The sequence below is a fragment of the Mesorhizobium robiniae genome, assembly GCF_040545535.1.
In the GTDB taxonomy this organism is placed as follows: Bacteria; Pseudomonadota; Alphaproteobacteria; order Rhizobiales; family Rhizobiaceae; genus Mesorhizobium; species Mesorhizobium robiniae.
The window spans coordinates 220,304-240,475 of record NZ_JBEPMC010000008.1 but is presented as its reverse complement, the minus strand read 5'-3'; the positions used below and the strand labels follow the sequence as shown (position 1 = coordinate 240,475).

18 protein-coding genes are annotated in these 20,172 nt (G+C 62.2%); 12 read left to right on the top strand and 6 right to left on the bottom strand.

Annotated features, from left to right (window positions below):
• Positions 1–2,088 (top strand): hypothetical protein, encoded by a 2,088-nt coding sequence (locus ABID19_RS22750; RefSeq protein ID WP_354493200.1) that lies wholly within the window; start codon positions 1–3, stop codon positions 2,086–2,088.
• A gap of 242 nt (positions 2,089–2,330) precedes the next feature.
• Here the strand turns inward: ABID19_RS22750 and clpS are convergent, their stop codons facing one another.
• The 3 genes from clpS to ABID19_RS22735 form a co-directional block, all read right to left on the bottom strand.
• Entirely contained in the window at positions 2,331–2,636 is a 306-nt protein-coding gene (clpS, locus tag ABID19_RS22745) for an ATP-dependent Clp protease adapter ClpS (RefSeq protein ID WP_354493199.1), read from the bottom strand.
• Positions 2,637–2,920: 284 nt separating this feature from the next.
• Positions 2,921–3,136 carry a hypothetical protein gene (locus ABID19_RS22740; protein WP_352933411.1) on the bottom strand — a complete coding sequence of 72 codons (216 nt, stop codon included), beginning with the start codon at positions 3,134–3,136 and terminating at the stop codon, positions 2,921–2,923.
• Between the two features lie 37 nt (positions 3,137–3,173).
• Positions 3,174–3,503, bottom strand: a complete 330-nt coding sequence (locus ABID19_RS22735; RefSeq protein WP_354493198.1) for a hypothetical protein — start codon at positions 3,501–3,503, stop codon at positions 3,174–3,176.
• Positions 3,504–3,740: 237 nt separating this feature from the next.
• Between ABID19_RS22735 and ABID19_RS22730 the strand changes: the two genes are divergently transcribed.
• Positions 3,741–4,457 carry a response regulator transcription factor gene (locus ABID19_RS22730; RefSeq protein ID WP_354493197.1) on the top strand — a complete coding sequence of 239 codons (717 nt, stop codon included), beginning with the start codon at positions 3,741–3,743 and terminating at the stop codon, positions 4,455–4,457.
• Positions 4,454–5,860, top strand: a complete 1,407-nt coding sequence (locus tag ABID19_RS22725) for an ATP-binding protein (protein WP_354493196.1) — start codon at positions 4,454–4,456, stop codon at positions 5,858–5,860. The genes ABID19_RS22730 and ABID19_RS22725 overlap by 4 nt, the downstream gene beginning before the upstream one ends.
• Positions 5,861–6,098: 238 nt before the next feature.
• On the opposite strand, the gene choV is transcribed toward ABID19_RS22725, so the two are convergent.
• The 3 genes from choV to ABID19_RS22710 form a co-directional block, all read right to left on the bottom strand.
• Positions 6,099–7,280, bottom strand: coding sequence for a choline ABC transporter ATP-binding protein (gene choV / locus ABID19_RS22720; protein ID WP_354493195.1), 1,182 nt, complete (start codon positions 7,278–7,280; stop codon positions 6,099–6,101).
• On the bottom strand, positions 7,277–8,131 hold the full coding sequence (gene choW / locus ABID19_RS22715; protein ID WP_354493194.1) for a choline ABC transporter permease subunit: 855 nt from the start codon (positions 8,129–8,131) through the stop codon (positions 7,277–7,279). Before choW ends, choV begins: the two co-directional genes overlap by 4 nt.
• 123 nt (positions 8,132–8,254) lie before the next feature.
• Positions 8,255–9,190: a choline ABC transporter substrate-binding protein gene (locus ABID19_RS22710; RefSeq protein WP_354493193.1), complete on the bottom strand. Its 936-nt coding sequence runs from the start codon at positions 9,188–9,190 to the stop codon at positions 8,255–8,257.
• 264 nt (positions 9,191–9,454) lie between these two features.
• On the opposite strand from ABID19_RS22710, the gene ABID19_RS22705 reads away from it, so the two are divergent.
• From ABID19_RS22705 to ABID19_RS22665, 9 genes are all read left to right on the top strand, one after another.
• Complete coding sequence (locus tag ABID19_RS22705; RefSeq protein ID WP_352933389.1) at positions 9,455–10,060, top strand: thymidine kinase; 606 nt, start codon at positions 9,455–9,457, stop codon at positions 10,058–10,060.
• 251 nt (positions 10,061–10,311) lie between these two features.
• Positions 10,312–11,400 carry a hypothetical protein gene (locus ABID19_RS22700; RefSeq protein ID WP_354493192.1) on the top strand — a complete coding sequence of 363 codons (1,089 nt, stop codon included), beginning with the start codon at positions 10,312–10,314 and terminating at the stop codon, positions 11,398–11,400.
• 140 nt (positions 11,401–11,540) lie between these two features.
• Positions 11,541–12,686, top strand: a complete 1,146-nt coding sequence (locus ABID19_RS22695; protein ID WP_354493191.1) for a hypothetical protein — start codon at positions 11,541–11,543, stop codon at positions 12,684–12,686.
• 24 nt (positions 12,687–12,710) lie between these two features.
• Positions 12,711–14,621 (top strand): AAA family ATPase, encoded by a 1,911-nt coding sequence (locus ABID19_RS22690; protein WP_354493190.1) that lies wholly within the window; start codon positions 12,711–12,713, stop codon positions 14,619–14,621.
• A 69-nt stretch (positions 14,622–14,690) separates the two neighbouring features.
• Positions 14,691–15,101, top strand: coding sequence for an endonuclease domain-containing protein (locus ABID19_RS22685; RefSeq protein WP_354493271.1), 411 nt, complete (start codon positions 14,691–14,693; stop codon positions 15,099–15,101).
• Between the two features lie 67 nt (positions 15,102–15,168).
• Positions 15,169–16,467 carry a DUF6638 family protein gene (locus tag ABID19_RS22680; RefSeq protein WP_354493189.1) on the top strand — a complete coding sequence of 433 codons (1,299 nt, stop codon included), beginning with the start codon at positions 15,169–15,171 and terminating at the stop codon, positions 16,465–16,467.
• Between the two features lie 50 nt (positions 16,468–16,517).
• Positions 16,518–17,642 carry a DUF2333 family protein gene (locus tag ABID19_RS22675; RefSeq protein WP_354493188.1) on the top strand — a complete coding sequence of 375 codons (1,125 nt, stop codon included), beginning with the start codon at positions 16,518–16,520 and terminating at the stop codon, positions 17,640–17,642.
• An 81-nt stretch (positions 17,643–17,723) separates the two neighbouring features.
• A complete protein-coding gene (locus ABID19_RS22670; RefSeq protein WP_354493187.1) occupies positions 17,724–18,041 on the top strand; it encodes an ester cyclase in 318 nt (105 codons plus the stop codon).
• Between the two features lie 388 nt (positions 18,042–18,429).
• A complete protein-coding gene (locus ABID19_RS22665) occupies positions 18,430–20,109 on the top strand; it encodes a formate--tetrahydrofolate ligase (RefSeq protein ID WP_354493186.1) in 1,680 nt (559 codons plus the stop codon).
• Positions 20,110–20,172: the final 63 nt, after the last annotated feature.

Sequence of the window (20,172 nt, the reverse complement as noted above, 5' to 3'; positions counted from 1 at the left end):
ATGAATTGGTCGCTCGCCTTCGAACCGCTCATCTCCTGGCCGTTGCTTGGCCTGGTGCTGGCGCCGCTGTTGCTGTTGGCACTGGTCGGCCTGTGGCTTCGCCAGCGCGGCGCGGTCTTCCGTTTCGCCGCCCTGCTGGCGCTGGGTGCGGCCCTGCTCAACCCTGTTGTTCTCGACGAGGAGCGCGAGGCGCTGAAAAGCGTCGTCGCCGTCGTCGTCGACCGCAGCCAGAGCCAGGACATCGGCGAGCGCACCAAGCAGACCGACGAGGCGCTGGCCGGGCTTCAGCAGCGCCTCAGTCGCTTCAAGCAGTTCGACGTCCGCGTCGTCGAGGCCGGCAAGTCGGAAGCCGCCGAGGAGCGCACCGAAACGCGGCTTTTCAGCGCGCTCGAAGGCGCTTTCCGCGACGTACCGCCGTCGCGCATCGGCGGCGCCATCATGATCACCGATGGCGAGGTGCATGATGCGCCGGCCGGCACACCCGACTTCAACGCCCCGCTGCACGCGCTGATCACCGGCAACGACCAGGAAAAGGATCGCCGCATCCGCTTCGAGAATGCGCCGCGCTTCGGTCTGGTCGGCAAGCCTCTCGAAATGACCTATCGCGTCATCGGCACCAACAATGAGACCGGCTCGGTCGATGTCCGTGTCTCGGTCAATGGCGAGCAGGTCGCGGTCGAGCAGGCCACCATCGGCCAGGCCATGCCGCTGCAAGTGACGATCCCCGGTGCCGGCCGCAACATCGTCGAACTCGCCATCGATCCAGAGCCCGACGAACTCACCGACACCAACAATCGCGCCATCGCGCTGATCGACGGCATCCGTGAGAATTTGCGCGTGCTGCTGGTCTCCGGCGAGCCGCATGCCGGCGAACGCACCTGGCGCAATTTGCTGAAATCCGACGCCTCGGTCGATCTGGTCCATTTCACCATTCTGCGGCCGCCGGAAAAACAGGACGGCACGCCGATCAACGAATTGTCACTGATCGCCTTCCCGACGCGCGAACTGTTCGTCGAAAAGATCAAGGATTTCGACCTGATCATCTTCGACCGCTACCAGCACCGCGACGTGCTGCCGATCCTCTATTACGACTACATCGCCGAATATGTCGAAAAGGGCGGCGCGCTGCTGATCGCGGCGGGGCCCGAATATGCCGGCGAAAGCTCCATCGCCCGCACGCCTTTGATGTCGGCGCTGCCGGCGATGCCGACCGGCGAAGTCGTCGACAAGGCCTTCTATCCGCGCCTCACCGAGCTCGGCCAGCGCCATCCGGTGACGCGCGGGCTCGACGGCTCCGCCACCGAGCCGCCGCACTGGAGCCGCTGGTTCCGCACCATCGGCGTCGAGAACCCCGAGGGCGAGGCGGTGATGAAAGGGGCGGACGATCGTCCACTGCTGCTGCTCGACCGTAAGGGCGAAGGCCGCGTCGGCATGTTCCTGTCCGACCAGGGTTGGTTGTGGGCGCGAGGCTTCGAAGGCGGCGGCCCGCATGTCCAGCTCTATCGCCGCATCGCCCACTGGCTGATGAAGGAGCCAGAACTCGAGGAAGAGCGGCTGACCGCCGACGGCCGCGGCATGATGCTGGAAATCCGCCGCCAGACGATGAGCGACGACCCCGGCCCGGCTCAAATCATCACCCCGTCCGGCAAGGCGCTGACCGTCAAGCTGGAGAGGGCCGAACCCGGCGTCTTCCTGGGCAGCATCGAAACCAACGAGATCGGCATTTACCAGGTCGGCAATGGCGATCTGAAGGCGCTTGCCCATGTCGGCCCGGTCAATGCACCGGAATTCACCGATGTCGTTTCCACCGAGGGCCGGCTGAAAGCGCCGGCCGAGGCGACCGGTGGCAGCGTGCGCCGGCTGGCGCCATCATCGGCCCTTGGCAACCTCACCGGCGGCGTGACGCTGCCCTCGGTCGTCCCGGTCCGCGCCTCGGGCGCGGCGACCGGCAACGACTGGATCGGCCTGCGCACCACCGATGACAGCGTGCTGAAGGCTGTCTCGCGCGTGCCGCTGTTCGGCGGCTTCCTCGGCCTCGGCCTGCTGCTTCTGGCATTGGGGTCGATGTGGTACCGCGAGGGGCGGTAGCTTCCCTTCTCCCCGTTCACGGGGAGAAGGTGCCGGCAGGCGGATGAGGGGCAGCGCCAGCCTGAAGTGATTAGCAATCTCTACGAGCAACCTAAGTTAAATATTGGCACCCCCGGGCGCCGCCCCTCATTGTCCTGCCGGACATTTCTCCCCGTATAGTGACGGGGGAAAGACGCGGTCGCGGATTGGTTTCGCCAATTGTCAACGGCACAGACGGGGAGCCAAGGCTATGGGCGAGCGCCTCATTCCTCCGGCTCCGTCGTGAACATCAGCGGATAGCCTTTGGCCTTGGCGGCATCGGTCGCCCGTGTCGCCTTGGTCTCAGCGACGTCCCTGGTGAAGACGGCGACGACGCAGACGCCGCGCTGGTGCGCGGTGATCATCACTCGCCGCGCCTGGTCTTCGCTCAGCTTGAATTCGCCCTTGAGCACCGTCACCACGAACTCGCGCGGTGTGAAGTCGTCATTCAGCAGGATGACCTTGTAGAGCTTCGGCCGTTCGATCTTCGGCTGCGTTTTGGTGCGGGGTTTGGTGACGATCTCAGGCATCGGAACCGGCAATTGCGAGCGATAACTTCGCCTTATTCTGACATGGGGGAAAGCGGTCGTCTATTTTGAGCCGCGCACAAACCGCCTTCCGGCCGGCGCGGCCGTTCACAAGTCCGTGCCTATGTGGGAACTACCGGCTGCCGTTCAACGGCTTGGCGCAGCGAAGCCCGGCAGGGATTTCGATGACTCGGCCGCAGACGCCGCCCATCTATAACGAAAAGAAGACCGCCCCAGGCGCATCGCAACTGGAGCGGTCTTTTTAGCAGGCAAGAGATGTCGCTGGATCAGGCCTTCGGAGCTGCCTTGACCGCGTGCTTCTTGTGCTTCTTGACGGTCTTCTTGGCGGCGACCTTCTTGACGATCTTGGCAGGCGCAGCGGTCGTCGCAGTCGTCGCCGCCGCGGTCGTGCCTGCGGCATTGGCGCTGCCGACGCCGAGAACCGGCATCGAGAAGGCAAGCGCGATGGCGAGACCGAGAGCAGAGAGCAGGGACTTTTTCATGGCTTCGTTTCCTTTTGCTTGCAGATCGGGTTGAGGGTCACTGAACCGGGTCGTTCGGTGTCACTCCAAGCAGCTTCAAAGCGTTGGCGAGCATCCGGATGCCCTGTGCCTGTTTCTTGGTGGCGCAGAACCGGTTGCCCTTTCTTTGAAGTGCCTTCGCCGCGGTGACCTGCGTTGCCGCGGCATGGGTTTCGAGGGCTTCGTCAAACTGACGGCTCAGGTTGCTGCAACGCTCGCTCCGGGTGATCGCCGCCTTTGTATCGGCGACCTTTGCGTCGGCCACCTTTGCATAGGATTGTTCGACCGCGGCGGTGATAAGCGAGATGCCTAGCAACACACCCATCAAGCTGATCGAGAACCTTTGCATCGGTTTGTCCGTAATTCCGTAACGCGTGCCGCAGTCGATGACCTGACCGCCACGGCACCACTTATGCCCTTGATTTTTTTCGGGAGTTTTTCCGAACTGTAGAATTTTGTTTCTGGATTGTTTCCGAGCAGCCCGTCCGGGGCCGCTTGCCGTCACCGGCCAACATATGGCCTGAATTCTATCGTGTGGGTGATGACCGAACGACGGTTTCGGCCACCAATGACGGCAGGGCTCCCAGTGAAATCCGACGCGCACATACTGATCGTCGACGACGACAAGGGCATTCGCGACCTGCTTCAGGAATTCTTCCGGAAACGGGGGCTGCACACGTCGGTCGCCGCCGACGGTACCGAGATGGAAGCCGTGCTGCGCCGCGCGCAGGTGGACCTCGTCGTTCTGGACGTCATGCTGCCGGGAAAGAGCGGGCTGGAGCTTTGCCGCGATCTTCGCGCCAACTATGCGACGCCGATCATCATGCTGACCGCCGTTACCGAGACGACCGACCGGGTGGTCGGGCTGGAGATGGGCGCCGACGACTATGTGCCGAAACCCTTCGATCCGCGTGAACTGCTGGCGCGAATCCGCGCCGTGCTGAGGCGCAACGGCGCCGCCGAGCCGCACCGCGCCGTCTCGCGGCAGATCTATCATTTCGCCGGCTGGACGATGGACTGTTCGCGTCGCCGGCTGATGGCGCCGGGCGATGTCAGGGTCGAGCTGACCATGGCGGAGTTCAATCTGCTGCAGACCTTCGTCAAGAGCGCGCAGCGCGTGCTGAGCCGCGACCAACTCATCGAACTGTCGGGCGGCGACAGCGGCTACAGTTTCGACCGCAGCGTCGACATTCTGGTCAGCCGGCTGCGGCGCAAGATGGAGGACGACCCGAAAACGCCGAAACTGATCCTGACCGTTCGCAGCGGCGGCTATCAGTTCCTGCCCGAGACGACCTCCGAATGAGACGCATCCTGCCGCAGACCCTGCCCGTCTGGGTGCTGCTCATCGTCATCGCTGGCCTGCTGATCAGCCAGATCACCACGCTTTACATCGTCTCGCGCGACCGTGCCGCCGCCAACGATGTGGTCGATCTCTACAGGCTCAATGACCGCGCCTTCTCGCTTGTGCAGTTGATGCATGCCGCCCCGCCCGAAGAACGCAAGGTCACCGCATCCGGCCTGTCCAACGCGACCTACGCGCTAACCGTTTCCGGCACGCCCGCCGTCACCTCGTCGATAGCGGGCGACGATGAACTGGCCGAGCTGGAGGACATACTGGTCGGGCGGCTGTCGAAATTCGGCGTCACCGATGCGCGGGTCCGGCGCGACCCGGCGACACGGGAAGCCGACGATGGGGGCGCGGTCGAGGGTCGCGATGCCGGGGAGGTCGAGCGCGACCTCCTGGTGCTGGCCGCCGACTTCGCCCAGAGCGACAAGCTGACGGCCTCGCTCCGCTTCGCCGACGGCCAATGGCTGAACTTCACCGAGCCGAACACACCGGTAGGACCCATATTGAGCTTCGACAGCCTGCCGCTCTATGCCTTGATCGCCGGGCTGGTTGTGGCCATGTCGATATGGTCGCTGCGCCGGCTGACCGCGCCTTACCGGATGATGGAAACCGCGGTGAAACGGATCGGCAACGACCTGAAGAGCCCGCCGATCGCCGAGACCGGCAGCCGCGAGATCCGCACCGCCGCAAAGGCGGTCAATGCCATGCAGGCCAGGCTGCGCGACTACGTCGAGGATCGCGAACATCTTGCGGCAGCACTCGCGCACGACTTGCGAACGCCGCTGACAAGAATGCGGCTGCGTCTCGAACTGCTCAGGAAATCGGCGGTTCGCGCCGCGCTGGCGCACGATCTCGCCGACATCGAGGAGATTGCCAGCTCGGTCATCGATTTCGCCACCTTCGAGGTGACCGAGGAGAAGAGCGAACGGATCGATTTCTGGTCGCTCGTGGAATCGGTCGCCGACGGCTATGAAGAGGTCTCGTTCGACAATGACGACACGCGGTCGCGCGGCCTGATCTGCCTTGCGCGGCCGGTCGCGCTCAGGCGCTGCGTCACCAACCTCGTCCAGAACGCCGTGACCTACGGCAAGAAGGCGCATCTCAGCGTCCACCGGTCGGAAAAAATCGTCACGCTGGCCATCCGCGACGAGGGGCCGGGCATACCGCAGGCCGAGCTCGACGCGGTGTTCGGCTCGTTCGTGCGCCTGGAACAGTCACGCAATCGCCAGACCGGCGGCCTCGGCCTTGGCCTGACGATCGCCCGCAACATCGCCCGCAGCGCCGGCGGCGAGGTCAGCCTGTCCAACCACCCCAGCGGCGGCCTGCTGACGGAGTTGAAATTGCCGCTGGCAACGTAGGTGCGGCACCGGCCAAGCGGGCATTCCTTCGCGCCCCCCTCTGTCCTGCCGGACATCTCCCCCACTTGGGGGGAGATCGGCGGTTTCGCAGGACGGCTCCCACACTCCAACGTCTGTAGTTGGCGAAATCGGCGATGACAGCCAATCTCCCCACCTGTGGGGGAGATGTCCGGCAGGACAGAGGGGGGCGCGACAGAACTCGGCGTTTGGTCTTCGCTCTCTCCCCGAGGCGAAAAAACTACCGCCGCAACACTGCGCTCAGCACATCCCTGACGCCGATGGCGCCGACGAAGCGCGACTGGTCGTCGAACAGCGCCACCGGCGCGGTCTGCGAACGGTGCATGGCCAGCATCACGGTCTTCAGCGGGGTGCCGGGATTGGCCCAGAACACCTGCGCCGTCTCCTCCGGCTGCGCCTCGACATCGGCGCAGGAAACCCAGAACGCCGGCTTGCCGTCGCGCTCGGCCGCCGCCACCAGCCCGTGCTCGTCGATCTTGAAACGCGTCGTCCTGCGGCGGTCGAGCCACACCCAGCCATCCTTGCCCTGTTCGAGATCGCGGCGGTCGCGCATCACGTTCCAGGCGGTCAGCACCGAGAGTGGATTCACATTGGCGATGAAGTCGCGGACATAGTCGTTGGCGGGGCGCAGCACGATGTCTTCCGGCGCGCCCGTCTGCACGATGCGCCCGCCTTCCATGATGGTGATGTGGCTGCCGATCTTCAGCGCCTCCTCCAGGTCGTGACTGACGAAGATGATAGTCTTCTTCAGCTCGGCCTGAAGCTGCAGCAACTCGTCCTGCAGCTTGGTCCGGATCAGCGGGTCGAGCGCCGAGAATGGCTCGTCCATCAACAGGATCGGCGCTTCGGTGGCGAACGCACGTGCGAGGCCAACCCGCTGCTGCATGCCGCCTGAAAGCTCGTGCGCGTATTTCTTCGACCACTGGTCGAGATTGACCAGTTTGAGCTGGCGATTCACGCGCTCCTTGCGCTCGGCTTCGGGCACGCCGGCGAGCTCGAGGCCGAGGCCGACATTCTCCTCCACCGTGCGCCACGGCAGCAGGCCGAACTGCTGGAATACCATCGCGACCTGCTTCTGCCGCAGCCGCCGAAGGGTGGCCTCGTCGCAGGTGACGACATCGACAGTCTTGTCGCCGTCCTTGACGAGAACCTGCCCACGCGAAACGACGTTCAGTCGGTTGACTGCGCGCAGCAGCGTCGACTTGCCGGAGCCGGACAGGCCCATGAGCACGGAAATCTCGCCTTCGTGCACGGTGAGGCTTGCCCCGGCGCAGCCCAGCACGTTGCCGGTCTTTTCGAGGATCTCGGCGCGGGTGGCGCCGCTGTCGATCAGCGCCAGCGAGCCGGCCTGGTCGCTGCCGAAGACGATATCGACATTCCGGAAATCGACAGCGACGGTCATTTCTTGCCTCCAACGCCAATGCGGGTCATCCGGTCGAGCACGATGGCCAGCACGACGATGGCAAGGCCGGCCTCGAGCCCGAGATCGATCCGGCGCGAGCCGAGCGCCCGGTTGATCTCGGTGCCGAGGCCGCCGGCGCCGATAAGGGCCGCGAACACCACCATCGACAGCGACAGCATGATCGACTGGGTCAAGCCGGCCATGATGGTGGGCAGCGCCGACGGCAGCTCGACCTTCCAAAGCAGTTGGCGCTTGGTGGCGCCGAAGGCTTCGCCGGCCTCGATGATCGACTTCGGGACCGAGGTGACGCCGAGATGGGTAAGACGGACCGAGGTCGGGATGACGAAGATGATGGTGACGATGAGGCCGGGAGCATTGCCGAGCCCGAACAAGGTTAGCACCGGGATCAGGTAGACGAAGGTCGGCAGCGTCTGCATCAGGTCGAGCACCGGCAGCATGATGCGGTAGACCTTCGGCTTGTGCGCCGCCCAGATGCCGAGCGGCACGCCGATCGCCATCGAGGCGGCGGCGGCAGCGACCACCAGCACCAGCGTCTCCACCGTCTGCTTCCATAGGTTCTGGTTGAGGATGAACAGCAATCCGAGGAAGACGGCCAGCGCCAGGCCTTTCGAACGCTGCAGGACATAGGCGAGCAAGGCGATCAGCGCGATGAGCAGGACGGGCGGCAACAGAAGAAGTCCGTCGACCATCCCGTCGAGCAGGAAATTGAGTCCGTTGGAAAAGGCCCTGAGGACGGTGTTGAAATTGTCGGTGAGGAAGGTGAAGAAGGCCTTTCCCCAAGCACCTATGGGGATCTTGTAGCTGACCAGGAATTTGGAGATCGGATCCATCTAGCCCCTCTTCTGTCGGCGCCGTCCTTGCCGGATGGTTATCTTGTCACAGGATATGAAAAAGGGCAGCCTTTTCTACGTGGCTGCCCTCGTTCCGATTATCCCGAATTCAAGGTTATCGGCTCAGCTTCCGAGCGCGGTCTTGACCGCCGCCGCCGCGTCGCCGCCGTCGAAAGTGGTCACGCCGGCGATCCAGGGGGTGATCGCATCCGGGTTCTTCTTCAGCCAGTCGGTCGCGGCCGTATTGGCGTCGCCACCTTTCAGGATCGCGTTCATTATCTCGCCTTCCATATCGAGGTTGAACTTCAGATTGGCGATGAACTTGCCGGCATTCGGGCATTCGGAGATGTAACCCTTGCGCACATTGGTATGCACGGTGGCGGCGCCGAAGCCGCTGTCGCCCATACCGCCAAGATAGGTGATCTTCATGGCGCCCATCACCGGATGCGGCGTCCAGCCGAGGAAGGCGATCCACTCATTGTTCTTCATCGACTGCTCGGCCTGGGTGAGCATGCCCGCCTCGGAGGATTCGACCAGTTCGAAGCCTTCGAGATTGGCCGCCGGGTCCTTGATCATGTCGAGAATGATGCGGTTGCCGTCATTGCCGGCCTCGATGCCATAGATCTTGCCGTCGAACTTGTCCTTGAACTTGCCGATATCGGTCAGCGTCTTGACGCCGGCGTCGGCGACATAGGTCGGCACGACGATGCCGTAGCCGGCCCCGCTGAGGTTCTCGCTGACGGTCTCGACCGAGCCGTCGGCGGTGTACTCCTTGATGTCGTTGGTCATCGACGGCATCCAGTTGCCGAGAAAGACGTCGAGATCCTTGTTCTTCAGCGACGCATAGGTCACCGGCACCGAAAGCTGGATCACCTCCGGCTCATAGCCGAGCGCGGTGAGCAGCACCGAGGCGACGCCGGTGGTGGCCTGGATGTCGGTCCAGCCGACATCGGAGAGACGCACCGTCTTGCAGCTTTCCGGATCGGCGGCGAGAGCTGCGCTGGTGGACAGGAAAGCCGCCAGGCCAAGGCCGGCGACGAAGGAATTGATACGCAACATGAAAATTCTCCCATTTTGATTCTTTGGCTAAGCGAAGTTACGGTTTTATCTCCGCTTTGTTTCGTCAGCCAAACACCATTCTGGTGCGGTTTCAAGCGATAAGGCAATCGCGACGAACGGCGCGGACTGGCCGATCAGCGACACGCTGCCTGCTGCTCCAGTGCTTTTGCGGTGGCCAGCCGCTTTCCGATGAAATGCGCCTTTCTGGTGGAATACGAGGACGCCCCCTCCCCGCGCCGCGCGAACTCGGCTTTAAAGGGCGGCATGGCCAAGCTGTACTTCCACTATGCGACGATGAATGCCGGCAAGACGACGATGCTGCTGCAGGCCTCGTACAATTACCGCGAGCGCGGCATGACGACGATGCTGTTCGTCGCCGCCCTCTACCGCAAGGGCGACACCGGGCTGATTTCGTCGCGCATCGGGCTGGAGACGGAAGCCGAGATGTTCCGCGATGGCGACGATCTGTTCGCCCGGGTCGCCGAGCATCACGACCATACGACGGTGCATTGCGTCTTCGTCGACGAGGCGCAATTCCTCGAGGAGGAGCAGGTGTGGCAGCTCGCCCGCATCGCCGACCGGCTGGACATCCCTGTCATGTGCTACGGCCTGCGCACGGATTTCCAGGGCAAGCTGTTTTCCGGCTCGCGCGCGCTTCTGGCGATATCGGACGATCTGCGCGAGGTGCGCACCATCTGCCGCTGCGGCCGCAAGGCGACAATGGTCGTGCGGCTTGGCGCGGACGGCAAGGTCGCAAGACAGGGCGAACAGGTGGCGATCGGCAAGGATGTCTATGTCTCGCTCTGCCGCCGCCACTGGGAAGAAGAAATGGGCCGCGCCGCGCCGGACGATTTCATCGGCTTCACCTAAAGCGCATCGCGCCGGGGAAAGACACCCGATCGGCGAGTTGGCGACCAATTGCTTTGTGACGGCAATTATGCTACTAATTTGAGTATGGTGCTGATTTGCGCCGACGACCCGCCGCCGAGGCGGGTTTTTTGCTTCAGGCTTCGCCGCCATCCTTCGCAACGCTCCTAATCTTCCGCCTTTCCTTCCCCCTATGCCACACATATATTCGCGGCGGTTCGCGACACGAACAGATGCCGAAGCGGGAGGCCCCTATGGCGACATTGCAGAATTTCGACGCCGAAATTGCCAAGACCAAGCAGGTCGTGCAGGACATGCGCACGAAGATCGAGCAGTCCGGCACGGTGCTCGACACGCTCGCCAAGACCGACAAGAAGATCGGCGACGCCAATTTCGATCTCGAGAACGCCCGCATCGAGGATGTGCTGAAGCAGCAGAAGGTGATGGAAGGCAACATCGCCGACCTGATCATCGGGCTGGAGGATGCCACCAATGTCTTCGGCGCCGAATTCGAGAGCATGAAGAACTACACCGGCTGGGAAAATTTCATCGGCATGTTTTCCAGTCAGCGCAAGCAGCGCATGCGCACCGACCGTGTCCGCAACATGTCTCTGGCCGGCAATCTGCAGGAGCTTCTGGCGAAATCCGACACCATCGTCGGCATCCTCAAGGCGCAAAAGCAGGTTCTCGACCAGCGCTACAAGACTTCCGAAACCAGCCTGTCGCAGGTGATTGAGCGCCGCAAGGCGACCATGTCCAATCTCGAGACTGTGCAGAAGCGCATCGAAGAGCTCAACCCGATGCTGCTCGACATCGAGAACAAGATCGCCGCTTCGACCAGCCAGAAGGAACGCACGCAGCTTGAAGGCGAGCGTTCGAAGCTGGCCACGGAGTATAACGAGAAGCAGGCCAAGGAGCAGGAGCTGCTGGCCGAAAGCCAGACGCTGGAGCGCTACACCTCGATGTTCCAGACCTTCGTCGATTCGCTCAACAACCAGATCGCGGCGCAGTCGACGCTGATCAACAAGCTGACCATCGATACCGAGCAGCGCATCGTGCTCTACAAGGCGCTGGAAGACTCGCTGAAGACCGCCGCCCAGCAGGACGTCGCCCATAAGATCAACACGCTGGGCAGCCAGGTCGACAACACCGCTGAGGAGACCATGGCCGGCATTGGCGCCGCCTCGCAGAAGCACATTGGCGATCTCCTCGAAATGCACGAGAAGAACATGGTGGCGACCGCCGACATCCAGCGCCGCAAGAAGCTGGCCGACGATGCCTTTGCCCGCCGCTTCGACGACGTGCTGAAGAAGCACAATGCGGCAAATTACGTGCAGTCGTAATTGCTGCACCATGTATGTCGCCCAAAAGCATGCCCTTGGGCTTGACCCGAGGGTGCGCAGCGGTTTTGGGATAACGACATGCATAAGAACAATAACTTAAAGCGCGTCGCGCTTTAGCATCGCTCCCAAGGGCTGGCTGCATGACCCCCGAAAACGAAGCGGCAACGCGTTATTTCTCGGCGATCAGGGCGGCACTCAGCGGCCTCGAAGTGTTCATGCGCGACGATCGCTCGCCGCTCTACCGGCACGGCATCGTCGCCAAGATTGTCGCCGAATACATTGCGCGGCTCGACAAGTCCTTTTCCTGTTGGCGTAACCGGCTGGGTTTCACGGAGACGTTCCGCATTTCGCGCGCCGAAAGCGGCTTTCCGGTCTTCCAGAACGTACTCGAGCTGGAAAACGACCGCCGTCAGGCCGATACGCGGCTTGCCAACATACCGCTGGCCGACGAGTTGCGCGAGGAAATGGCCGACTTCATCCTGCGCCACAAGGAGTTCCCCGAGGCGCTGCAAAAATCGATGGCCGAGCGGCTCTATCTGGAGGGCGTCAGGAGCGAGACGACCTTCGCGCCGTTCACATTGGCGCAGACGGCAAAAGTCTCGGTCAATCCGAAGACCGGGCGGCCTTATTACCTCGTCCATTGGGCCACCTTCGACGGCAGCGCCAACCTGCCGCTGGTCTACATGGTGACGGTCGAGGATTCCTCAGAAGCGATGATCGACCAGCTTGTCGACCGCGACGGCAAGCTCAACGACAAGGTCGACATTCCGCTTCCCGTTGAAGGGCTGCTCAACCCCGAGCTTGCCCACCGCTTCGACGACTTCACCGAGAAGAATTCCGCCTACACGCTGTCGCCAGCGACAATCGCTGTCAATCTCGACAAGGATTTCGAGCCGCTCCACCCCAAACAGTTGCGCCGCGTCGTGCTCGGCCCCTTCTATTCGGCAGGGATTACCGAGAACAATTCGACGGTAACCGACGTTTTGGGCAAGGTGCGCAAGCCGGAAAACGCCTGGCTGCTGACCTGGACCATCCAGGAGGTCTATTCCAAGGCCGAAAAACCCGGCCGCAAAGGTCTGTTTTCGAGCGAGAAGACGACGCAGGAATTCTTCATCGACACCGATGACCTGGAGGCGGCACGCCAAGGCGTGTCGAGCTACGAGAACCACGCGCTGATCCCGCATGAGGCCTATCAGGCGCTCTATGCCGCCGGCGAGGCGCAAAAGATCTTTTCGGGCTACAAGGTCCACATCCTGTCCAAAGGACAGGTGATCTCGGACGTCTGACCGTCAAACCGCGGAGCATCCTGCATGGACACCGGCCTGACCACGATTTCGGAAGCGGCGATCGAAAAGCATCGCGGCACGGCGCAGAGCTTCATCACCCGCATCGTCGTGCTGGAAGACCCGTCGCGTGAATCCGGCACCCCACTTGCCGGCACCAACCGCCGCTTCGTCTCGACCGTATCGGTCGGCTCGGTCAGGCGCACACGCGAGGTCGAGCTTTCAAAGACCGTCGCTGCCGTCCATCCCGACGACCAGCTGCTCAGCATTGCACAGCACATGCTTTTGTTTCGCACCCGGCGCGGCCTGGCGATCGCCCTGGCCATATCGGACGTCTTCGCCGAAGGTTCAGACCTCGAAAGCCTGCAGGCGAAAAACGCCCGCGCCCCGCTGGAAGGCGACGAGGCGGCCACCTTCAAGAAGCTGCTGTCGGCCTCGGCCTATATCTCAGCCTTCAGCCTCACTTCCTACCTGTTCCAGCTGATCGACAGCGATGGCGAGGCGCCGAACGACACGCCAGAGCCGGACTTTCTGTTCGACACGCCGCAGGACGCGGTGAAGTCGATCGTATCAGGGCTCGACAGGGCGATATCAGGCGCGAAGGACGACGCCGACCTGATGACCAAGGCGCGCGCCTTCGCCCGTGTCGCCATCGACGGGCTGCTGGCACGAAAAGGCCGCTTCGACGGCATCGGTCCGTTCGAGAACGCGCATATCCGCATCGACGTCGATGACTTCACCCTCGACGGCTTCGACGTCGCGCCGGGCAAGCGCTCGAAGCCGCTGGTGATGACCTTCAAGAAGCCGGAAGAGGTCGTCGGCAACCACATCGCCAAGTACCAGTCGGTCAAGCTCGCCAAAATGCTGATGGCTTACGATTTCGAGCGCGAGCTAAACCCGTTCGTCGAGCTCGGCGGCTTCCTGTTCACCTTCATCGGCGACGGCGCCCCCGGCACCGGCAAGACGACGCTGATCCAGATGATCGCCGGCCTCGTCAACGGTTACTGCCAGGTCGCCGGCTATCCCTTCGCCTACGAGAATTTCGGCGTCGACCAGATCTCCTCCTATCAGGGCAAATCGGGCCAGAACTGCCGCCAGTTCATCAACAATGTGCTGAACCCGCGCGTCATCGGCTTCGGCACCATCGACGATATCGATCAGGTGGCGGCACGCCGCTCCGATGATCGCGCGTCGGCCGGCCAGCAGGAAATCACCGGTGTGCTGATGGACGCGTTCGCGGGTGCCGGCACAGTGGTGCGCGGCAACTGCTCCTTCGGCATGTTCTCAAACTATCCCGAAAACGTCGACGACGCGCTGCGCCAGCGCGCCGGCGCGCGCTGGATGGTCGACGGTCCGCAGAGCCGCGACGACTACATCGACATTTTTGTGCTGCTCGCCGGCAAGAACCACAAGATCCCGCTCGGCGACCACAAGCTCTACGCCGCCCAGGAAATTCAGCGCGCGGTAACGGAAGCCTATGAAGAGCATGAGAAGCCCAGGGAAGATGGGCTGATGAAGGTCTATGAACGCTACATGAAGGAGAATGGGGCGCCGAAGTCGATGGCCGACATCGGCACCTATCTGCACATGATCAAGGAGGCCGAGCCGCGCTTCACCGGCCGCGCCATCAAGAACGTCACCGACGCGATCAAGATGCGCGCCATGGACATCGAACTGCCGGACGAATGGTTCGAGAAGCCGGACGTCTTCATGCACAGGGGCTACGATGACAAGAAGGCGATGATCGAGGAATTGCGCGGGCCATTCTCGATGGAGATGGTCATGCAGGAGGTCAACCGCTACGCCGACTCGGAGTTCCGCTATTCCGACAAGTCCGACGACGCGGCGGTGACCAAGATGATCCGCGACACCCGCCTGCGCGACCGCGCGGTGCGCGAAATCGAGGAGCTGAAGAAGAAGGGCCTGTGGAATGCTTGAGCCTGGCGCTTCTCCCTTCTCCCCGTTCACGGGGAGAAGGTGCCCGAAGGGCGGATGAGGGGCAGCGCTGTGCGAGGTGGAAACGAGCCGAAGGTGGCGAGGGCCAGGCAACTGCGGAAGGTTGAGAACGATGCCGAGCAAAAGCTATGGAGTGAACTGCGTGGTCGGCGGCTGAATGGCCATAAATTTGTTCGTCAGCTGCCAGTAGGTCCATATTTCGCAGACTTCGCCTGCCGCGAAGCCAACCTTGTCGTGGAAGTTGATGGAAGTCAGCACGCAAATCGATCTCAGGATCGATACAGGGATGAGACCATGAACAGGAACGGTTGGTCGGTGTTGAGGGTTTGGCACGCTGATGTCCTCACTGGCCGTAAGAGCGTGCTGGATACGATCGTTGCGGCCTTGGAGGGTCGGCTCAATCGGAAGATGATTGCTGTCGACGCAAAATTTCTGCCTTCGACTAACTCGGAGAGAAGATGATGAGCGTTTGCGCTGCCCCTCATCCGCCCTTCGGGCACCTTCTCCCCGTGAACGGGGAGAAGGAATAATGGCCAAGTCATCCGACCTTTTGCGCGACAACGAGCTGATCTACGGCCGGCTGTTGACGATCGACGAGCCGCATCTCATCCAGCGTTACAACAAGGCTTTGGTCGCCTTCGGCCTGAAGCCGACGAAGCTGAAGAGCTTCGACATCGACCGCACCGGTTTCTCGCCTGACGTGGCCGAGGAATGCGGCGACTACAATTATCTCGATCCCAATGAGATCAACCGCCGCTTCATCATCCTGACGCCGTCGCAGATCGACCTGCCGGTGGTGCACACCGCCTTTTCCAACACCTCGCAGCTGATGTTCGAGTTTATGTCGAAGAACCAGCGCGCCATCGACGCGCTGACCATAAAGGATGTCATCTACGGCGAGATCGAGGATTCGGTCCCGGAGGTCAACGACATCGAGGATCTGCTGTCGATCAATCAGGTCGAGTTCAAGGTCCTGTCGGCGGAGGACGTGCTGGGCAAGGCCGCCGAGCTCGGCAAGCTCGTCGACCGGCTGAAGCAGGAGCCGGACGCCTGGCGCGACAGTGCCATGCTCACCCGCATGGTGGAGCTGGCCAAGATCTGCGGCGACATCCGCGAGAATGCGCTGGTGCCGGATCAGGTGATCTTTCGCCACAGCGCCTATTGGACCAGCCATTTCGGCGGGCTCTATGTGTTCATCGACCCTGACATGACGACAGTCATCAGCGACCCGGCAGCACCCGGATTCCGCCGCTCGCGACCGTGGCAAGTAAGCTACCTCTCGATCAATGATGCCGACAAGGTGTTCAAGTTCCTCGCCGCCACCGGCCGCATCGAACTGCCGCGCGCCTCGTGGATCGAAACATCAGGCTATCTCGAACATCGCGCCGAGATGGTGGTGCGCGCACTGATCCGCGACGCCGAGCCCGATCGCAATCTGACCGACGTCGACAAGGTCTGGCTGCAGACCTGGATCCACGGCCATACAGACCTGATCACCAGAGACGGCAATTTTCCCTTTCTCAACGCCGCCAAGCGCGAGATCGCCCACCTCGGCCGCCTCGAGATCGAAGACGTGTTCCCGCAGCAGCGCTTCCTGGTAATTCGAGCCAAGCCCGACCATCCCGACGCCTGGCTGACCAACCAACTGATCTCGGATTTCGTGCCGCAGGACTTCGTCTCGCGCTACGTCTTCAATAAACCGGGCTTCTACAGCGACTATGGCGGCTTCAGCGACGCCTGGCGATCACATGTTGTGGACGTTCTGAAAACCACATATCTGAAAGACAAGGTGGCGTTTCGCGCACGCCTCTACGGTTTGACTGATTGAGCGCCTGACTTTTCGAATTCTTGGCTGATTGACGAGGGGGTGACATTGCCATGCTTGATCCGATCGTGAATTTCTTCACCTGGGTTTTCCAGTGGATCGGCCGCGGCATCGGTGTCGTCATCGGCGTGATCCTGTGGCCGTTCATGTGGGCCGGGCGCTGGTACGCGCAGCGCGGCTGGATCCTGAAGGCGGTGCTCGGGCTGGCACTGCTCGTTCTGATCGGCCTCTACGCCAACTTCTTCTACGCCACCCAATGGTGGAACAATTTCAACCCGAACTACGTCGACAATTACACCTTCGAGAAACGCAATATTTCCGCCGGCGAGCAGACCGCAGCGGGCGCCGGCACCGACACCGCCAGGACCTGTGGAAACTCGGGGATAGCCCAGGTGGCGGCCGACCTGACCGACTTCAACGTCAACCAGAATGCCTGGGTCTCGTCGATGATCCTCTATAAGCTTGGCCTGTTCGGCATCAGCTGGGACCATACGCCGTTCATGGACAACAAAGCCTCGTTCCAGCGCGGCATCAACCAGGCGGTGCGGCGCACGGCGACCGAGCTTGCCGACAATCTCGGCCGCGTCCGCACTACCTCGCAGATCGATGCCGATCTGCAGGATGCGCGCGGCAACCTGCAGTTCGACGAATACACATGGTACTTCGGCATCAGCCCGTTCGGTCCGAAGACGCCGACGCCCAGCTATTATCGCGACGCGGTGCGCAAGCTGCGTTCGTTCAATGCCCGGCTCGCCCTTTGCCAAACGACGTTCGACGCTCGCGCCGACAATCTGAAGCAATATATCGACCGTATCGCCAGCGATATTGGCTCGACTTCGGCGATTCTCAAGGAGCGCGCTGAAAACCACAACAATGGCTGGTTCGACACGCGCGCCGACGACCGCTTCTGGTTCGCCTATGGCCAGCTCTATGCCTATTACGGGCTGATGAAGGGCGCCGAGGCCGACTTCGAGGACGTGATCAAGGAAAAGCACCTGCAGAACCTGTGGGACACGATGGATTCGCAGTTCGTCTCGGCGCTGCGCATCCAGCCCTTTATCATCGCCAATGGCCGTGAGGATGGCTGGCTGTTGCCGACGCATCTGACGACGATGGGTTTTTACATCCTGCGGGTGCGCTCGAACATGGTCGAGATCAGCAACGTGCTGTCGCAGTAGTTCGGCTGCGCAGCGCGGAGAGCGGAACCTGATCGTCTCGTCGTCGTTCAACCGCTGGGCGGCAGCCAGCGAGGACACGACATGGATTTCCGGGAAGTTGCTCGAAACTTCTATGCCACGATCGACGCGCAGGACTGGGATAAGCTGGCTGGGCTGGTCTCTCCAGATCTCGTCGTTCATCTCGGCAGCGCCAGCCCGATCGGCTACGACGACTGGCGAAAATCCTTGGGCGAGTTCTTTGTTGGATTCCCGGACGGGCACCACGTCATCGAAGATTATCTCAGCGATGCCGACAAGGTCACGCGCTGTCGCTTTGAGGGCACACACCGGTATCTTCCACGGCGTCGAACCGAGCGGAAACCGAGTCTCGGTTGGCGTGATCCATATCGATCGTCTTGAGAACGGCGTCGTGGTCGAACATTTCGGCCAGCTTGACGGCTTGGGGCTGATGCACCAGATCGGCGCATTCTAGCGCGGCCACTCGAAGCGCAAGCGGCGCTCGAACCCTGTCGCATTCCGTGCATTCCGCGGCTGTTTTGAGACGGCAAAACGGCGCGTGCTCTGGCTTCTATACCGCGCGACAACCGGGCACCAAGATCCGGGACAGGTCGTCCGGGAAACACAGCCGTCTTTCTCTAGAGGAAACATAGTTGCATGCAAGTTGACGCCACGGCAGCGACAGGGTTAGAACGTACCCTCGCCTGCAGTGCCGGGCTGTTTCGAACAGGCTTGCGACCACACTGATCAAACCCGTCCCCTCCACCGTCCAATCCAGAGGAAAGCCGCCATGGCCGAAGTGAAGTCCGACATCGAGATTGCGCGCGCCGCCGACAAGAAGCAGATCCAGGCGATCGGCCAGAAGATTGGCATCCCGAGCGAGCACCTTTTGCCTTACGGCCACGACAAGGCGAAGATCTCGGCCGAATTCATCAAGTCGGTGAAGGCAAACAAGGACGGCAAGCTAATCCTCGTCACCGCCATCAACCCGACGCCGGCCGGCGAAGGCAAGACGACGACGACGGTGGGCCTCGGCGACGGTCTCAACCGCATCGGCAAGAAGGCCATCGTCTGCATCCGCGAGGCCTCGCTCGGACCGAATTTCGGCGTCAAGGGCGGTGCTGCCGGCGGCGGCTATGCGCAGGTCGTGCCGATGGAGGACATGAACCTCCACTTCACCGGCGATTTCCATGCCATCACCACGGCGCACAATCTGCTTTCGGCGCTGATCGACAACCACATCTACTGGGGCAACGAGCTCGGCATCGACATCCGCCGCGTCGTCTGGCGGCGCGTCATGGACATGAACGACCGGGCACTGCGCGAGATCATCTGTTCGCTTGGCGGCGTTCCCAACGGCTTTCCGCGCGAAGCAGGCTTCGACATCACCGTCGCCTCGGAAGTCATGGCGATCCTGTGCCTCGCCACCGACCTCAAGGACCTCGAAAAGCGCCTCGGCGACATTATCGTCGCCTATCGCCGCGACAAGTCGGCCGTCTATGCCCGCGATCTCAAGGCCGACGGCGCCATGGCCGTGCTGTTGAAGGACGCCATGCAGCCCAACCTGGTGCAGACGCTGGAGAACAACCCGGCCTTCGTCCACGGCGGTCCGTTCGCCAACATCGCGCATGGCTGCAACTCGGTCGTCGCCACCACGACGGCGCTGAAGCTTGCCGACTATGTCGTCACCGAAGCCGGTTTCGGCGCCGATCTCGGCGCCGAAAAATTCTTCGACATCAAGTGCCGCAAGGCCGGCCTGAAGCCGGCGGCAGCCGTCATCGTCGCTACCGTGCGCGCCATGAAGATGAATGGCGGCGTCAAGAAGGAAGATCTCGGCAAGGAGAATGTCGAGGCGGTCAAGAAGGGCTGCGCCAATCTCGGCCGTCACGTCGAGAATATCAGGCAGTTCGGCGTGCCGGCGGTGGTCGCCATCAACCATTTCTATTCCGACACCGACGCTGAAATCCAGGCGATGAAGGACTACGTCGCCTCGATGGGCGAAGAGGCGATCCTGTGCAAGCACTGGGCCCACGGCTCGGCCGGCATCGAGGAGCTCGCCGGCAGAGTGGTGGCGCTTGCCGAATCCGGCGCGTCGCAGTTTGCGCCGCTCTATCCCGACGCCATGCCGCTGTTCGAGAAGATCAACACCATCGTCCAGCGCATCTATCGCGGCTCCGAAGCGATCGCCGACAAGTCGGTGCGCGACCAGCTCCACGCCTGGGAGCACGCCGGCTACGGCCACCTGCCGGTCTGCATGGCCAAGACCCAATACTCCTTCTCGACCGACCCGAACCTGCGCGGCGCGCCGACCGGCCACACCGTGCCGGTGCGCGAGGTCAGGCTGTCTGCCGGCGCCGGCTTCATCGTCGTCATCTGCGGCGAGGTCATGACCATGCCCGGCCTGCCCAAGGCGCCGTCCTCGGAAAAGATCTTCCTGAACGAGATGGGCCAGATCGAAGGTCTGTTCTGAGGGTTTTGAACGTCGGAGGATAAGAGGGGCGCCGCATCGCTGCGGCGCCCCCTTTTGCATCTT

Bases quoted from the DNA above. Each gene is read 5' to 3' on its own strand.
- ABID19_RS22750 (WP_354493200.1), top strand. From the start codon at position 1: ATGAATTGGTCGCTCGCCTTCGAACCGCTCATCTCCTGGCCGTTGCTT.
- clpS (WP_354493199.1), bottom strand. From the start codon at position 2,636: ATGCCTGAGATCGTCACCAAACCCCGCACCAAAACGCAGCCGAAGATC.
- ABID19_RS22740 (WP_352933411.1), bottom strand. From the start codon at position 3,136: ATGAAAAAGTCCCTGCTCTCTGCTCTCGGTCTCGCCATCGCGCTTGCC.
- ABID19_RS22735 (WP_354493198.1), bottom strand. From the start codon at position 3,503: ATGCAAAGGTTCTCGATCAGCTTGATGGGTGTGTTGCTAGGCATCTCG.
- ABID19_RS22725 (WP_354493196.1), top strand. From the start codon at position 4,454: ATGAGACGCATCCTGCCGCAGACCCTGCCCGTCTGGGTGCTGCTCATC.
- choV (WP_354493195.1), bottom strand. From the start codon at position 7,280: ATGACCGTCGCTGTCGATTTCCGGAATGTCGATATCGTCTTCGGCAGC.
- choW (WP_354493194.1), bottom strand. From the start codon at position 8,131: ATGGATCCGATCTCCAAATTCCTGGTCAGCTACAAGATCCCCATAGGT.
- ABID19_RS22710 (WP_354493193.1), bottom strand. From the start codon at position 9,190: ATGTTGCGTATCAATTCCTTCGTCGCCGGCCTTGGCCTGGCGGCTTTC.
- ABID19_RS22705 (WP_352933389.1), top strand. From the start codon at position 9,455: ATGGCCAAGCTGTACTTCCACTATGCGACGATGAATGCCGGCAAGACG.
- ABID19_RS22700 (WP_354493192.1), top strand. From the start codon at position 10,312: ATGGCGACATTGCAGAATTTCGACGCCGAAATTGCCAAGACCAAGCAG.
- ABID19_RS22695 (WP_354493191.1), top strand. From the start codon at position 11,541: ATGACCCCCGAAAACGAAGCGGCAACGCGTTATTTCTCGGCGATCAGG.
- ABID19_RS22690 (WP_354493190.1), top strand. From the start codon at position 12,711: ATGGACACCGGCCTGACCACGATTTCGGAAGCGGCGATCGAAAAGCAT.
- ABID19_RS22680 (WP_354493189.1), top strand. From the start codon at position 15,169: ATGGCCAAGTCATCCGACCTTTTGCGCGACAACGAGCTGATCTACGGC.
- ABID19_RS22675 (WP_354493188.1), top strand. From the start codon at position 16,518: ATGCTTGATCCGATCGTGAATTTCTTCACCTGGGTTTTCCAGTGGATC.
- ABID19_RS22670 (WP_354493187.1), top strand. From the start codon at position 17,724: ATGGATTTCCGGGAAGTTGCTCGAAACTTCTATGCCACGATCGACGCG.
- ABID19_RS22665 (WP_354493186.1), top strand. From the start codon at position 18,430: ATGGCCGAAGTGAAGTCCGACATCGAGATTGCGCGCGCCGCCGACAAG.